The 16,135-nt window shown below is 37.5% G+C and carries 16 protein-coding genes and 2 pseudogenes; 11 read left to right on the forward strand and 7 right to left on the reverse strand.

The window, feature by feature from the left end; genetic code table 11:
• Positions 1 to 2: 2 nt before the first annotated feature.
• Together AC6HZ4_RS08080 and AC6HZ4_RS08085 are read right to left on the reverse strand one after the other, a co-directional pair.
• Entirely contained in the window at positions 3 to 692 is a 690-nt protein-coding gene (locus AC6HZ4_RS08080) for a response regulator transcription factor (RefSeq protein WP_497494472.1), read from the reverse strand.
• A gap of 943 nt (positions 693 to 1,635) precedes the next feature.
• Positions 1,636 to 1,791: a hypothetical protein gene (locus AC6HZ4_RS08085; protein ID WP_497494473.1), complete on the reverse strand. Its 156-nt coding sequence runs from the start codon at positions 1,789 to 1,791 to the stop codon at positions 1,636 to 1,638.
• 394 nt (positions 1,792 to 2,185) lie between these two features.
• Between AC6HZ4_RS08085 and AC6HZ4_RS08090 the strand changes: the two genes are divergently transcribed.
• A complete protein-coding gene (locus tag AC6HZ4_RS08090) occupies positions 2,186 to 2,470 on the forward strand; it encodes a helix-turn-helix domain-containing protein (RefSeq protein ID WP_497494474.1) in 285 nt (94 codons plus the stop codon).
• Between the two features lie 14 nt (positions 2,471 to 2,484).
• A complete protein-coding gene (locus AC6HZ4_RS08095; protein WP_497494475.1) occupies positions 2,485 to 3,327 on the forward strand; it encodes an IS3 family transposase in 843 nt (280 codons plus the stop codon).
• 137 nt (positions 3,328 to 3,464) lie between these two features.
• Here the strand turns inward: AC6HZ4_RS08095 and AC6HZ4_RS08100 are convergent, their stop codons facing one another.
• Entirely contained in the window at positions 3,465 to 3,626 is a 162-nt protein-coding gene (locus tag AC6HZ4_RS08100; RefSeq protein WP_497494476.1) for a hypothetical protein, read from the reverse strand.
• 34 nt (positions 3,627 to 3,660) lie between these two features.
• Positions 3,661 to 3,870, reverse strand: a complete 210-nt coding sequence (locus tag AC6HZ4_RS08105) for a hypothetical protein (RefSeq protein ID WP_497494478.1) — start codon at positions 3,868 to 3,870, stop codon at positions 3,661 to 3,663.
• Between the two features lie 882 nt (positions 3,871 to 4,752).
• Between AC6HZ4_RS08105 and rpmG the strand changes: the two genes are divergently transcribed.
• The 6 genes from rpmG to AC6HZ4_RS08135 all read left to right on the forward strand — a co-directional run bounded on the left by rpmG (position 4,753) and on the right by AC6HZ4_RS08135 (position 11,030).
• Positions 4,753 to 4,902, forward strand: coding sequence for a 50S ribosomal protein L33 (rpmG, locus tag AC6HZ4_RS08110; RefSeq protein WP_379949439.1), 150 nt, complete (start codon positions 4,753 to 4,755; stop codon positions 4,900 to 4,902).
• A 220-nt stretch (positions 4,903 to 5,122) separates the two neighbouring features.
• Positions 5,123 to 6,298 (forward strand): FAD/NAD(P)-binding protein, encoded by a 1,176-nt coding sequence (locus AC6HZ4_RS08115; RefSeq protein ID WP_497494479.1) that lies wholly within the window; start codon positions 5,123 to 5,125, stop codon positions 6,296 to 6,298.
• Between the two features lie 108 nt (positions 6,299 to 6,406).
• Complete coding sequence (locus AC6HZ4_RS08120) at positions 6,407 to 7,603, forward strand: GTP-binding protein (RefSeq protein WP_497494480.1); 1,197 nt, start codon at positions 6,407 to 6,409, stop codon at positions 7,601 to 7,603.
• A 128-nt stretch (positions 7,604 to 7,731) separates the two neighbouring features.
• Positions 7,732 to 8,847: an NAD(P)/FAD-dependent oxidoreductase gene (locus AC6HZ4_RS08125; protein WP_497494481.1), complete on the forward strand. Its 1,116-nt coding sequence runs from the start codon at positions 7,732 to 7,734 to the stop codon at positions 8,845 to 8,847.
• The gene (locus AC6HZ4_RS08130) at positions 8,841 to 10,502 is read left to right on the forward strand and encodes a nucleoside recognition domain-containing protein (RefSeq protein WP_497494482.1); all 1,662 of its coding nucleotides are present in this window, start codon (positions 8,841 to 8,843) and stop codon (positions 10,500 to 10,502) included. Before AC6HZ4_RS08125 ends, AC6HZ4_RS08130 begins: the two co-directional genes overlap by 7 nt.
• A 306-nt stretch (positions 10,503 to 10,808) precedes the next feature.
• Positions 10,809 to 11,030, forward strand: a complete 222-nt coding sequence (locus AC6HZ4_RS08135) for a chromate resistance protein ChrB domain-containing protein (RefSeq protein ID WP_497494483.1) — start codon at positions 10,809 to 10,811, stop codon at positions 11,028 to 11,030.
• 91 nt (positions 11,031 to 11,121) lie between these two features.
• On the opposite strand, the gene AC6HZ4_RS08140 is transcribed toward AC6HZ4_RS08135, so the two are convergent.
• The 3 genes and pseudogenes from AC6HZ4_RS08140 to AC6HZ4_RS08150 form a co-directional block, all read right to left on the reverse strand.
• Positions 11,122 to 11,460, reverse strand: a complete 339-nt coding sequence (locus AC6HZ4_RS08140) for a hypothetical protein (protein ID WP_497494484.1) — start codon at positions 11,458 to 11,460, stop codon at positions 11,122 to 11,124.
• 415 nt (positions 11,461 to 11,875) lie between these two features.
• A complete protein-coding gene (locus AC6HZ4_RS08145; RefSeq protein WP_497494485.1) occupies positions 11,876 to 12,661 on the reverse strand; it encodes an MBL fold metallo-hydrolase in 786 nt (261 codons plus the stop codon).
• A 363-nt stretch (positions 12,662 to 13,024) separates the two neighbouring features.
• Positions 13,025 to 13,309: pseudogene (locus AC6HZ4_RS08150) on the reverse strand (porphobilinogen synthase); the annotation flags it as partial.
• 217 nt (positions 13,310 to 13,526) lie between these two features.
• Here AC6HZ4_RS08150 and AC6HZ4_RS08155 point away from each other — a divergent pair.
• From AC6HZ4_RS08155 to AC6HZ4_RS08165, 3 genes and pseudogenes are all read left to right on the forward strand, one after another.
• Positions 13,527 to 13,676 (forward strand): annotated as a pseudogene (locus tag AC6HZ4_RS08155) (GTP-binding protein); the annotation flags it as partial.
• 66 nt (positions 13,677 to 13,742) lie between these two features.
• Complete coding sequence (locus AC6HZ4_RS08160; protein ID WP_497494486.1) at positions 13,743 to 14,582, forward strand: class I SAM-dependent methyltransferase; 840 nt, start codon at positions 13,743 to 13,745, stop codon at positions 14,580 to 14,582.
• A 569-nt stretch (positions 14,583 to 15,151) separates the two neighbouring features.
• On the forward strand, positions 15,152 to 16,111 hold the full coding sequence (locus AC6HZ4_RS08165) for a CobW family GTP-binding protein (protein WP_497494487.1): 960 nt from the start codon (positions 15,152 to 15,154) through the stop codon (positions 16,109 to 16,111).
• Positions 16,112 to 16,135 lie beyond the last annotated feature (24 nt).

The following is a 16,135-nucleotide window of genomic DNA, read 5'->3' on the forward strand; positions in this document are numbered from 1 at the left end:
TATTACTCCTTTATAACATATCCAACTCCTCGCACTGTATGGATAAGTGGAGAATCAAAGGAATAATCAATTTTTTTGCGCAAGTACCTAATATATACATCCACGACGTTTGTCTCCCCATAATAATCAAAGCCCCAAACATGCGTTAAAATCTGCTCCCTGTTTAGAACTTGATTTTGATGCTGCAATAGATAAACAAGTAAATCAAATTCTCGAGGAGTCAAGTCAATATTTGTGGAATCACGTGTTACCATTCGTGTTTTTTTATCAACTTTTAAATCTGCAACAGTTAATATTTGCTCGTCTGTCTTTTTCTCCATCATTTGATTGATTCGTAAACATGCACGGATTCTTGCCAACAATTCCTCAATTTGAAACGGCTTTGTAATGTAATCATTTGCTCCATGATCAAGCCCGCTTACTTTATCAGGAATAGAGTCCCTTGCTGTCAATAAGATAATCGGTGTCATGTTCCCTGAAGCCCGAATTCTTCGAAGCACTTCCATCCCGTTTAACTTAGGTAACATAACATCCAATAACACAAGGTTCCATTGATCGTTATTAAATTTTTCAAGTCCTGTTATGCCGGTTTCGGCTGTTTCGACCTTGTACCCTTCATGTTCAAGCTCTAATTTAATGATTCTTGCAATTTTTGTTTCGTCTTCAATAATTAAAACTTTTTCATTATCCATGAAATAAATCACCATCCCTACTGCTTTTCCTGTATTTGCTAATTTTCATTTAAACATAGTTCATCAAAAAATATGATTGTAATGCTCAAAATCTAACAAATTTTTGTACATCTGCACTTAATTGGCACTAGTTAGATAATATAATAGATTTATAGTTGGCAACTACTTCTTTACTACATTGATATATATATAAGATCTGCATTTTACATATCCCCAGGCCGTCCCGCCCTGTACAGAAAATGTAATCTATATATTTCATAGCAAATAAGTTTAACTTCTGCCTTTCTTAACTCGTATAAGGCATATGCAGTCAATTTTAAGGAAAGGGAGCGATATGAAAAGAGTTGCCCACTTATGAAATTAGTGAAGAATACAAGGAAATTATTAGAGAGGCTCTCATTACTGCTGAAAGAATTGGTGAATACTGCGAAGAGTTCATGTCGTTGAATTAAATACATAAGTTTGCGAACATGAAGTCTCTCATATAGATATTTATTCAGGGATAAAGAGAAGATATGGCGAACAAATAATCAGGAGAGAAAAACTCTTTAGAGAATCTGATACTGATGAACAGAACCTTTTTTATGATTTGAGGGAATTGGGATGGACATTAAATCATAAAGTCACATTTACGGATCGAAGACATGATTGCAGCTATGTAGTTACGTTTATAGAAAAGAATACTCCTGAACAATTATTGTGGAAAATAGAGAAGCTATCTTATAGATAATGAGGATTATTTTCAGAACTACAAAAAGAATAGCAATCATTCCTTCCGTATGAATGAACATAGCAGGCAGCGAATAAGGAAACAACCGTAAAACAGCGGCTAGAGATCGGCAAGGAGGATCGTTAAAGGCTGCGCTGCGATTCCCCAGCCATGTACAGGTGGGCGCTGCGGTTGCTGCTTGCGATTAGCGTACAGAAAAAATAACTCCATGGCTTAGTTACTTACGTTGATTGTCTCAAGCGCTGAAATTGGAACAAGCTCAACGGAAAACTTCCTATTAATTTCTTGTATCTCTACAAATCCGCTTTTGTAGATGAAAAGAATCGTATAACACTTTTTATTGTACATAACAATGTCCTGATACTTCATCGACAGCTCTCCCCGTATTGTTTAGTCAATACATATCATAGCATTTCAATGTAAATATTTTATGGAGTATATGTAAAAAAGAAAACCGCACAGCGCTAAAGAAATCCCATGCTAAGTCATACTTTCAATTGTTGTCTCTAAAAGTACCTATTCTATTTCATTGAAAGTAATCGAACTAAAAAGGGAATTTGTACAAATTCTAAAAGATTCTTGATAATAGCTAATAAGTAATTTTTCTTGTGAAATATTAAATAAACAGACTGCACGTGCTTCTGTTTTTGTTTCTCATATGAACACAAAAGCCCTTCAGGTCAAGTTGATATGCACCCCTTAAGATAGACATAGATAAAACCCCCGGGTAATCTATGTATGTATCTTGGGGGTGCATTTTTATATGAGGAAAAAGAAAAGCTATTCATTCGAAACAAAGCTAAAAGCCATTCATATGCGAATGGAGGGGAAATTGAAGCGAGACATTGCAGCGGAGTTAGGGATTGTAGATAAAGATCAGATTAAAGTGTGGATGCGTCAATATCGGAAATACGGTGAATCGGCCTTGATTGATAAACGAGGTAGAAAACAGGAAGCATACACAGATCAAGAACGTTATATCAAAAGGTTAGAAATGGAAAATGCCATTTTAAAAAAGTGGATCCAAATTACAAAAGAGGAGGTGTAAAAAAGAAATATCAAGTGATAGAAGCATTGCGGGAGATGTATTCTGTCCGAGATCTCTGCGAGGTCCTCCATGTATCACGAAGTGGTTTTTACCGTTATTTACAACGAAAACAGAAGCCTCGTGACGAAAAGTTGCGTCAAACGATTTCGAAGATGTTCCAGCAGTTTAAAGGGATATATGGGTACCGCCGTATCCAAATGGAACTTGAACGCCAATATGCTTGGAACGTAAATCATAAGCGTGTGTTACGTGTTATGCAGGAACTCGGACTTCAAGCACGAATCCGCAAGAAGTATAACCACATGACATCTTCTCGGCTAGGCATAGATAAGGTAGCGGACAATGTGTTAAATCGGGAGTTCACCGCATACAAACCAAATGAGAAATGGGTAACGGATATATCTTTTATTCGATTAGGAAATCAGTGGGGCTACTTGTCTGTACTCTTAGATTTATTTAATAACGAAGTGATTGCTTATCATTTTAGTTTGCGTAACGACACTGATCTTGTATTACAAACATTGAAAAAGGCAAGAAAAAAAAGAAAAGATGCGACTGGCGTCATCCTGCATAGTGATCGAGGATACCAGTACACATCTAACTCTTATCATGACATGCTTGCGCGTTTTGGCTGGACACCAAGCATGTCACGCAAAGGCAATTGTTTTGACAATGCCTGTGTAGAAAGCTTCTTTTCCCATTTGAAATCAGAAGCAATCTATCCCTATCATATCTCAACTTTTGCGCAAGCGCAAAAGAGAATCCAACAATATATACGCTTTTACAATGAAAAGAGAGCACAATTAAAATTAAATAAACTGACACCTGTGGAATACAGGTGTCAGTTTACGTCCTAACCCAGGGGGCTTTTACCCTGTCTATTATTTTGGGGCTTGACCAAGTGATCTGGAGGGCTTTCACGTTCAGATAATTAACGTTCCCAGAGCCTATATACACAGCTGATATTTTTATTTTCATTATATCCGATTCTATCCTAATAAGGATTCTCTTCAATCAATCCTTCTTCAACTAGAAAACGGGGCATCACTTGTAATGTCTTTAGGCGTGTATTAATTGTAGAAGGGGAGAAACCGGCCGATTTGCTTTCACTTGGCTTATAAGCATAATCTTCAAACTGTGCTGTTTCGTTTTTCATGAATACTACGTAATTACGGTAATAGTAATGGTGTCTATGTTTCTGCTGAGACCTTTGTAGTCGAGAAAATACATGACTCCTCATATTGATGCAAGGTACGTTCAGCTCTTCCTTCAACAAATTTGGCGTGGTAGAACCTCTCAAACAAGTCGTCAATCGTTTGTGTCGTAATTGTTCTTAATTCTTTCTTTACATGTTTTCCTTTACGTTTTGAAACTGCTTCTTCATTTTGTTTTACAATCACGAAAGCTTCTAAAAAAGTGAAGCCAGTGCGTCTTGATAGAATACCGAAACACACTGGCTACCTAGACCTTTTATGATGGTCTGCCTGCTAGGGATAAAATCAACTAAATCTTTGCAGCCTTTTTTAGATTTAGCTTATTGTAACAATTTCAACTGGATAATGGTCATCACAATGACCATTATGAACATGATGTAATCTTCCATTAACTAAATAATCCATATGATTGCCATGAGGAACCATTTCATGTCCACAATCATTTCTACAATGAAAAACGCCATTACAAATTTGTAATGACGCAATGTCTGAAGATGAATGAATAAAACCGTATCACCCGATACGGTTTTACTCGTTTGTCTGATTTTTGCCTTATTACCTTGATACTGTGAGAAATAACTAAAAAATTCTTTTCATAAACGTAATCATTCCTATTTACAATTAAAATATACCATGTAGTTTCTAGGATGTAAAGTGAAAATATATATAATTGTTAACAGGGAAAGAGATGTAGAGAATTGGTCTGCACTTAGGATCGTCGGGCTCCTTTTACAGTGGTTGAGGAAAGTATTTTATGATAAATTGAAGCCCATAAAAATTATGTGTACAATTTCTCTGTTCACTAGAACTAAATGTATTGACTTTTTTTAATACTTGCTGCATTATTTTAAATGAAATATTTACGATTTATATGGGTTTCCATACACAAGTATATAGTACTAGATAACAAAGAAGCAATTTGTAAGTATTTTTATACTTTTTAAATCGTAATAAATTGGATTTGTGTAAGGTGAATTACTATGAGTACATAGGATTTATCTAACATAACACAATGACATGTCTTACAATTACAAAATAATACTGTTATGTTATTAGGAGGGATTTTAGATGCGTGTAAACATTACATTAGCATGTACAGAAACTGGGGAGCGTAATTACATTACAACAAAAAACAAACGCAATAACCCTGAACGAATCGAACTTAAGAAATACTGCCCAAAATTAAAAAGAGTGACGCTGCACCGCGAAACAAAGTAAAAAACAAAGCCTACGTTCTAAACGTAGGCTTCTTACTATTTATCTATACAAGTGTTCTTTTTTAAGTTATTGTAAGGCCGTTTTAAGCGTTTCAAGATTTTCCTTCATGATTGAGAAATAATCTTCTGTTACTTGTTCATTTTCAAAAAAAGTGATACAGTATCAATTATTATCATTTAAAACGAAATGTTTACGATTTAAGAGGAGGGAGCGTATACATATGTATAAATGGGTTATTGTTGGCGGTGGAGTGCAGGGTATTACAATGGCTACCTTTTTGCTTAAGCAAAAGAAAGTAACTATCAGTGAGCTGGCCATTGTGGATCCGCACTCTGAACCGCTTGAAAACTGGAAACGTTGCACAAGCAGTATCTCCATGCCGTATTTACGTTCTCCAGTAGTTCACCATCTTGATGTTGAACCACTTAGTCTACAAGCGTTTGTAAAACATAAAACATATGATTGGAATACTGCTTTTTATGGTAGGTTTAAACGGCCCTCTCTTCAGGTATTTAACGAACATTGTGAGCATATCATTGAAGATTTGTTGCTAAAGGAAGCTTGGATTCAAGGGCGTGTACGGGGTGCCAATCAAATGGAGAATGGTTGGAGTGTCCAACTAGACAATGGGCAGGAAATACTAGGCCAAAATCTAGTATTAGCTATAGGGATTAGTGAACAGCCGTCTTGGCCTGAATGGGCAGAAACATTAAAAAAAGAATCAAACACTTCCGTATATCATATTTTTGATTCTGATTTTCCAGGCTTCGAACAGTTGAAACATCCTTTCACTATTATTGGAGGCGGCATTACATCTGTTCACTTAGCCTTAAAACTGAGTACTTTATTTCCAAACGCTGTAACGCTATTCAAACGGCATTCGTTTCGCCTTCATGATTTTGACAGTGATCCTGCTTGGTTAGGTCCTAAAAATCAGCTGCCATTCCGTAAGCTAGAAAGCTATAAGAAACGGAGGGAGGAAATCATAGGTGCACGTCATAAAGGCTCTATTCCACGTGATTTATATATCAAACTGTTGCATCAAATCCGACGAGGTAAGCTATCTGTAGTGGATGGAAGTGCTGAGCGGGCGACATTAAGCAACGGCCAAATTCTATTACATGATGATCAAGACAATGTAATTCACCAAACAGGCACTCTTTTACTAGCAACAGGCTTTAAGCCAACATTACCAGGGAAAGAGTGGTTGACACCAATGATTCAGAAGCATCGCCTGCATTGTGCCGAATGCGGATATCCTATTGTTTCAAAATCATTGCAGTGGGGCCCAAGTTTATATGTAATAGGAGCATTAGCCGAGTTAGAAATGGGACCGATAGCTCGTAATATTTCTGGAGCCCGCCAAGCTGCAGAACGAATTGTTAGCAGTCTATAAAAACGGTCTAATTTCGATCATAAGTGATGAAAAACCTCTGCCATCAATAAGGAAGAGCTATTTTCTAATCGAAAAATCGTAATAATTACGATTTAAGGGGGCGATTATATGAAAAAAATACCTGTAACAGTATTAAGCGGCTATCTTGGAGCAGGGAAAACTACATTATTAAATCACATTTTGAAAAATCGTGAAGGGCTAAAAATAGCTGTCATTGTCAACGACATGAGTGAAATTAATATTGATGCTGAATTAATTAAGCAAGGCGGTGAGCTTGCAAGAACGGAAGAGAAGTTAGTGGAAATGTCCAACGGCTGCATTTGTTGTACGCTAAGGGAAGATTTATTAATTGAAGTAGAGAAGTTGGCTCTAGCAGGTAATATAGATTATATTGTGATTGAATCGACTGGAATTAGCGAGCCCACACCAGTCGCTCAAACATTTTCTTATATTGATGAGGAACTAAATATTGACTTAACAAAGTTTTGCCGTTTAGATACGATGGTAACCGTAGTTGACGCTAATCGATTTTGGCATGATTTTCGTTCAGGAGATACCTTGCTTGATCGAAAAGAGGCATTAGGGGAAGGAGACACACGTAAAATTGCCGATTTGCTAATTGACCAAATTGAGTTTTGTGATGTGCTAATTTTGAATAAATGTGATTTAGTTCCTGACGAAGATCTTATACACTTGGAACGAGTATTGAAAACCCTTCAGCCAGACGCAAAGCTTATTCGAACGGTGAAAGGGCAAGTTGATCCAAAAGAAATTTTGAATACAGGCCGTTTTGATTTTGAAAAAGCAAGTGTATCCGCAGGTTGGCTGAAGGAGCTGCTGCATGGTCACGAAAATCATACTCCGGAAACAGAGGAATATGGCATCTCTTCTTACGTATACAAGCGGAGACTTCCCTTCCATTCTGAGCGATTCCATAATTGGATTACTTCTATGCCTGATAATATTGTACGTGCGAAGGGAATTGCTTGGTGCGCGACAAGAAATAATATCTCTTTATTTGTGTCACAAGCAGGACCGTCTATTACGATAGAACCAGCCTCCTATTGGGTGGCTTCTTTATCAAAACAGGAGCAAGTAGACATTATACGCGAAAATCCTGACGTATTAGATGACTGGGACCCGGAATTTGGCGATCGTCAAACGAAGCTTGTGTTTATCGGAACGGATTTAGACCCTAAAGCTGTTTCAGCCGCGCTTGATCGCTGTTTACTTACCGCTGAGGAATATGATCGGGACTGGACTTCGTTTTCCGACCCTTTTAAATGGGAGATTCCAGTTCGGTGAGGCTGCTAAGTTATAGTATATAAATCATGACAGCTAGGGAGTTGTTTCTCTAAACTGCTATACATACATATAACATTTAAATCGTAATGATTATGATTTAAATGTTATATTTTAAGAAAGGATGTTCAGTGTTGAAGAGAAAAATAGTCATTATAGGAGCAGGGCCTGCAGGAATTGGCTTTGGCATTTTACTTAAAAAGCTAGGAATTCACGATTTTGCGATTCTTGAAAAGGATCGAGTCGGAGCGACATTTTATAAATGGCCGAAAGAAATGAAATTGATCACCCCATCTTTTACGGGTCACGGCTTCGGCCTTCTTGACTTAAATGCGATTACGCCGGATACATCACCTGCTTACACATTTAAAAAAGAGCATTTGAGCGGGGAAGAATACGGAGACTACTTAGATATGCTTGCTGAGCACTTTGAGCTTCCGGTATATGAAGAAACAGATGTGCAAAATGTTGAATACATTAGCGATACGTTTACGATTTCAACTACGCAAGGAACAGTCGAAGCATCTCATGTAGTATGGGCGACGGGTGAATACCATTTTCCGAATAAGCAGAGTATTGAAGGTGCTGAACACGCTGTCCACAATAGTGAAGTAAGCTCCTGGAAGGAGTTATCCGGAGATGAGTTTACGATTATTGGCGGCTATGAGAGCGGCATCGATGCTGCAACACACTTAATCAATAATGGGAAAAGAGTAACATTATTTTCTAAAACGATGTGGTGGAACTCAGAAGATGCAGACCCAAGCCGATCGCTCTCCCCTTTTACGTTAGAAAGGTTTGAGCAAGCAAAGAAAACGAAAAGGCTCCATCTCAATGGGAATTGTGAAGTGGTAAAGATTGTGAAAGAAACAGAAGGATACACATTATTTCTTTCTAATGGAGCGACTCATACAACGGAAACAAAGCCTATTTTAGCGACAGGTTTTCATTCAGGGGCGAAGCAAATCGGCCAGTATTTTGACTGGAGAGACGATGGTCTGCCGGCTTTAAATGAATATGATGAATCTGTAAAACAGCCGAATCTATTTCTTATTGGTCCTCACGTGCGCCAAAAAGAAGTGATTTTTTGCTTTATTTATAAGTTTCGCCAACGTTTTGCTGTTGTGGCAAAGGAAATTCTTGATAGGCTTGAGATAGACTATGACGAAACCATTTTTGAAAAGTATCGTCAAAATAATATGTACTTAGATGATCTATCCTGCTGCGAGGTGAAGTGTGAGTGTTAGCTTATGAGCATTCCCCGAAACGAATTGCGCTAATAGGACTAGAATCAGCAGGAAAGACTACTCTGTTCTCAAGACTAGACGGCAGCGATGCTGGATATGAAACAAATGTAAAGGGAACGACGTATAGTGTACACGTGCAGCGGGTATGGGGGGATTATATAGTAGATACACCTGGCATTAGAGACTTTGATACAGCTTCAAACAACATTGCTGTACAAGAGATTTATAAATCAGACAAAATTGTTTTGGTTGTAAGAGGAACTCATTTTCAGGAAGAAATACAATCTTTGCTCCCGTTAGTACAAGATAAGCCTGTGCCAGTAAGTATAGTGGTAACGTATGGAGATAAAATGACCTCAAGCAGTAAACAAGCTCTCGCAAAACAAATTACATCTCACTCATTACCACTCGTTGTTGTAGATACAAGAAGCTTGAAACGCGAGCATATACATGCCGTATTGGAAAAAATCAAAGAACAAAACCATTTATCAGATGAGCAAGTTCAGTTATTATTACGCATAAAGCTTGATAAGGTCGAGCCTAATAAGCTTCTATTTGATCACTCGTTTGTTGGTCCAATTTTATCGGTTGCTGCGTTAATAAGCATGTTTTTGTTTCCGGTCATCATTGCCTATTGGTTTTCAAGCTGGATGCAATCTGTTGTAGATGATTTCGTTATGTCTCCATTGATTCAGTTTTTTCTGCCCGCACATCCGTTTATTCAAAGTGTGCTTACAGGGGATTACGGTTTATTTACTCTTGGAATCTATTCCTTCATATGGGCTTTCCCTGTCGTATTTTTAATCGGATGCAGCACTGCGCTCGTAGATGAAACGGGGATTAAAGATCGAATTATTGATTCCCTTGATCCTCTGTTACGAAAAATAGGGCTGCACGGCCGGGATTTAATGCCTGTTCTTTCAGGGTTCGGGTGCAATGTTGTAGCTGTCTTTCAAAGCAGAAGCTGCAGTGTATGCACTCGTAAACAATGTGTATCCCTTATTACATTCGGATCTGCTTGCAGCTATCAAATTGGCGCCACATTATCAGTATTCAACTCAGCTCACAAAATGTGGATGTTCCTTCCTTATATTCTTCTTTTAGTAATAGGAAGTATCATCCATACAAAGCTTTGGTATAGGAGCAATTTGCATTCACATGCTTTGTTGCCTGTTAGAAGAGCTTTCTTGCAAATGCCAACATGGAAAGGAATATCGTTTCGTTTAAAAAGTGATATCAAACAGTTTTGCACACAGGCATTGCCTATTTTCGCTATCATTTGCTTCTTTGCAGCTACCTTGGAGTATATTCATGTGATCCAATATGTTTCCGTCGTATTCCAGCCTTTACTAAGGGTATTACAATTGCCAGCTGAAGCAGCTTCTGGATTAGTATTTTCTATCATTCGAAAAGACGGCATTCTGATATTTAATGAAGGTAATGGGCAATTGTTATCGCAACTAACAGATTCTCAATTATTTCTGCTCATTTTTGTAGCATCAACGATGACTGCTTGCTTCGTTACAATGCTTACAGTGTGGAAAGAATTGGGGTATAAACAGGCGTTGCATCTTATTTCCCGTCAGCTTGTAACGTCCATTTTATGCGCTTTATGTATTTTTGTTGCAGTAAGCTTATTGCACTATATCGGTTAATTACGTTCACACAGTCACAGTGTTGGATACTATTTTTTTATCTGCTAAATAGGTATTTTCATTATTGTTGTTATATAGTCAATACTAAAATGTTAGTAGCAACCTAGGGGGAGTTATGAAAAAAGTTCCTATCTATATATTAACCCTCACATTTCGCACCCTAACTAAGAAAGTTCGTCACCTTTTTCGCTCTTTTTTTGAAAAGGTGTTCAACACCAGCACGTATAGCCGTGACGTCATTCATTTTTTTTCGCCACGGCTTATCCTGTTCTTACATTTATAGGTAAATTTCTTCCGTAAAACCAAGTGCTTGTAAGACGCGTCGCTGCTCATACGTTAATGGCTGACCGAATTGCCCTCATTGTAGATGAAGCGGATACGGTACAAGAAGTAACCTTGGAGCCAATTGCACCAGGACTTGATTTCATATGTGATGGAATTTGGTTAACAAGTCCTGATGATACAACTGCATTAGAAAGAGGTAGTTTAATTTTTGAAGCATTATATGCTCAGTTATCTGCAGGATAAAATTCATTTATATCTTGACCGACTACATGGCGTATCCTTACAAAGGTAAATAAACAATAAGAGCCTACATAAAATTGCAGGCTCTTATTGTTTATTGTATTGTAACAATTTCAACTGGACCGTGGTCATCACAATGACCATTATGAACATGATGCAATCTTCCATTAACTAAATAATCCATATGATCGCCATGAGGAACCATTTCATGTCCACAATCGTTTTCATGGTTACAACCGCAAGAAATAGGTTTACATTCAGCCGGGTTCGTTTCACTAACTGGAATCTTACATTCGGTCAAACGACCTTCATGTTCATGATGAAGATGACCATTATGAACATAGTCAATATGATCGTCATGACGAATTTTAGTATGGCCACAAGCAATACTATGATGGTGTTTGTGTTCTCCTGTATGAATAGAGTGTTCCATTTTTTGAGATACCTCCTAGTTTCTTTTACACCCCATAATATTTCCTTAGAAGCATTAAAATAAACTTTTTGCTTTATTTGCAAATAGCATGACCAGTTGGTGAAGTAATTAGGCTTTTATCTTGATAATCAAACTGTTTTTGTTGGGAGGAAATTGTATTGAGACAGGGAACTACCTGTCATGTCATGCTCTTACGCTTTGTTTGAAGCGGGGCTTCGAAAGGCACCGTACATCTTGAGCTATCACCTAACCGAAATTCATTTCTCGCTCATTGCTGACTACATCCCTTAATATGCTTGAATGATGGCCGGCAATAACCCCTTAGAAAAGTCTGGCCCCATACTCCTACCTCCATTTTTTCAACAGTCTAAAATAAGCTAATTCTTCACCAAAATCAGCTTATTTCTTTATGCTCCTAAGTTATAGGAATCCATTTCCACCCTAATCTTTCCCTTACAATACGTCCTAACCCCGGGAATGGATAATGACATACAAATAGTAGTGCTGATTTATTTGCTGCCTCTTGTAAAAATTTTTTTCTAGTTTCATGACCCATGTTGGGTGACATCTCTGCAGCTATATGAGAGGGTGGGTATTGCAAAGTAGAAGGATCATTTAAAATATCGGAGGCCACTAGTAAGTATTGTCCTTCTGAATAAATAGAGACAGAAAGATGTCCTACTGTATGACCAGGAGTGTGCACAAGATGGATACCTGGAGTAAGCTCTGTATCCGATTCGATTAGACATACTTTATCTTTTAATGATAGCAACTTTTTATATTCGGCTGATTCAGGATTTTTTGTCCATTGTTCCCATTCGTCTCTTCTCATAACGTATTGTGCGTTCGGGAAGCAAGGTACTCCATTCTCTGAAACACCTCCAATATGATCCATGTGTCCGTGAGTAATGACAACTATATCTATATCTTCTGGGTGGATACCTTGGGTCTTTAGATTTGGAATTAATTTACCCGCCTCTGGTATACTATTTGTTCCAAACCCTGTGTCCACTAAAACCAACTGGCTTCCTGTATCAATTACTAAGAAGTTGAGTGGAGCACCAAATGTTTTGGGAAACAGTTTGATTATTTCCTCTGGAGTATTTGCAAAAAAGAACTCTCGCGATACAGGGAAGACTCCATCCGAAATTGCGAGCATGTTAAACTTTCCACATGTGAAACGATATGTTTGTTGATTCATGTTTCTTCTCTCCCTATTCTTTATATTGTAATTTACTATTTCTGGATTAAAATACACGGAATACTATTCCTCCTACACACGATTAGAAAGAATATATTTCCAAACCCATTGTACGCACAGACCACAAATTAAAAATAATACTACGATATTGGAAGGATAATTTGCACTTCTAACACCTTGATAAACACTCGTTAATCCAGAAATTCATTTTTTTTATCAAATGCAATTTGTGTTCCTACAGACTTCATTTGTCCAAGATATTTGCCTTGATAGCTTGTAAGGGGAGAACGATCCGTCTGCGCGAACACAATATGACGGGAGCGAACATCCCGAATGATATCCAAGTAGGCAAGAGCTGGTTTTACAAAAAGCAGATGTACCTTCTTTATCTTTTTTCTGCGGTATACCGAAAATAATGACGGAACGAATCCCGAGTTGTGTGACCTCTGTTCGTTCTTTTTCTAAGTAGTCCAAGGACAGCTGATGTACCCCCGGCATAGAAGACACCGGTTTGCACTGCTGTTCGCCTTCCGCTACAAATATTGGATAAATTAAGTCCTCCTTATGTAGATAAGTTTCCTGTACAAGAGCTCTCATGGCTTCGTTTTTGCGAAGCCAGCGGTGTCTTTGAAATGTGTAAGTATTCATAAAATAGTCCTCTGCCTATAGATACGGTAATAAAACGTAATGATTACGTTTTATTACTAAAAGGTACCTTATATAAGGGAGGAATGTCAATGGGATTAGAAAATGATTCTACAATATCTAAAGAACAGATGTATTATGCAGGAGTTTTTCATTTACGAATAGAAAACTATCGTCTACAATATAAAACGTAATAATTACGTTTTAAAAGAAGAGTATAATGAAGCGTATACCGGTAACTGCGTTAAGCGGATATCTAGGTTCTGGAAAAACGACAATGTTGAATCACGTATTACATAATAGAGAGGGAATGAAGATAGCTGTCATCGTAAGTGATATGAGCCAAATCAATGTGGGTGCCGATTTAGTATGAGAGGATGAGGCAAGTCGGTTAGATAAGTATACATTGGGATAGGATTTGAAAGGAGAGGACAATGTGATTGAACAAACAAAAATCGACTATGATTATATTGAGTTATGGAAAGAGCTTATGAGGGACCATAAAGGAATCATACCGAAGCGAATGAAGGATGATCGAGCCGAAGAGATGTTTTGGGCTTCTATGGTGGAAAAGAAGAAGCAGCACAAGGTTGACCCATATGCACAAGTCGTTCAATGGGAGCTTCTCTCGTTGATTGACAGTGGCGATCATGTATTGGAAATTGGACCTGGATGGGGGAACTATACGTTTGCTATCGCGGAGAAGGTTCAAAAGCTGACGTGCGTGGACAGCTCGGAAAGCATTTTGCGGTTCTTGGAATCGCAAGCCGCTACAAAAACTATTCAAAATATAAAACTGGAGTACGGAAAGTGGGAAGATTGGGGAGTGTCCGAAAAGTATGACGTCGTATTCGGATTCAATTGCTATTACCGCATGTATGATATTGGAACGGCTTTACGAAAAATGAACGATTCGGCAACTCGTCTGGCGATTGCCGGAATGACGACAGGCCCGGAGAAGCCTCATTACATGGAATTGCATCGAATGGGATATAAGATCGATCTGAGGCGTAGGGACTATATCCATATACTGAATGTACTGTATCAGCTCGGAATCATGGCAAATTGCAAAATAATCAAGCTGCAAAGCAAAAAGAGCTACTCTTCCTATGAAGAATTGATTCGGGACAATACTACAAAGATTTTAGATACGCAGTATAGTGGCCACGAAGTGGAAGCGGTTATTAATAAATATGTATCAGAAAAGAAAGGGATATATGAGTATGTCTATCCGTTTCAGGCAGCTTTAATATATTGGAATCCAACATGTATATAAAGAGGAATGGAAGCCTAGGAACTTTTTCTCCTAGGCTCTTTTTGTTTATTGTATGGTGATGATTTCGACTGGACAATGGTCATCACAATGACTATTGTGAACATGATGTAATCTTTCATTCACTAAATAATCCATGTGATCGTCATGAGGAACCATTTCATGCCCACAGTCATTTTCATGATTACGGACAATTAGTGAGACAGTAAGGTTTTTTTAATAATCAAACTAGCTATTGAACCTATATCATTATATTGAAAGTGTTGTGATGAAACTGTATAGATTCATTAACGTTTATAGTTCATTAACTTCTAAAGTAAAGAAATGCCATTACAAATTTGTAATGGCACAACGTCTGGAGGTAAAAATAAAACGTAATAATTACGTTTTATTTTTACTGTGATTTTATTATATCAATTGCTTATAAATTGTCAACCTATCTATAATTGTGCATGTTGGATTAGACATCATGAAAGACAGATAGTATGTATTTTAGAGAAAGAATGTTATAATATAAAACGGAACTATTTCGTTTTAAAAGACTGACGAAAGTATGCACAAGGTGGAGAGCTATGAGAAAAATTCCTATTTATATACTTTCTGGATTTCTGGGAAGTGGAAAAACAACTTTATTAAAGCAACTCATTCAAGAAGAGCAACGAAAGAATAAGAAGATCGGAGTTATTATGAATGAGGTTGGTGAAATCTCAATTGATTCCAACGAGATTCCAACCGGAACACCATTATGTGAGCTGTTAAATGGTTGTATCTGTTGTAGCATTAGAGGGAGATTAGAAACTCAATTATTGTCCTTTATCCAAGAACATTCTTTGGAAGCCATTTATATTGAATGTACGGGAGTAGCACACCCTATTGAAGTTCTAGAGGCTTGTACATCTCCTTTGCTTGTCCATAAAATGTATGTAAAGAACATTATAACTGTAGTAGATTCGTTACGTTGGAAAGATCGTGCAAGGATGAACCTACGAATGCAGAAGTTACTAGTAGAACAGGTGAAATACGGAAACATAATAGTCCTAAATAAAACAGAGCAACTCAATATAAAGGAAACTCAACAGGTAATAGAAGGCATATTACATATCAATTCAGATGCCTATATCCATACTGTGAATTCTAAAGGGGATATGGATGCGCTTCTTATTAACAACACGAGACATGTTACGGTTCAAGAGCACGAAACATGTCATTCGCAATATGATTTACACATCAAAACCCTCGTATATGATTTTCGTTATGCGGTGCAGAAGGAAGCATTTGAGAATTGGCTTTCTACATTACCTTCAACGATTTATCGTATCAAGGGATATATACAGTTTTATCAAGATCCAAACGTATATCTGTTTCAGTATGCTTATGGAATACCTGAGTACATTAAGCAACCTATGGAGTTTCGAAAAACGCTCGTCTTTATTGGGGAACAACTGCAAAAGGATGAGATAAGAAAAGAGCTGGCACAGATGGAGTATATATGTTCTCAATTTGAACGTGTGCAAGCTAGGTTAAATCTTTAGATACTTTTCTGAAATATACACTTC

The sequence above is a fragment of the Ectobacillus sp. OTK genome, assembly GCF_059698935.1.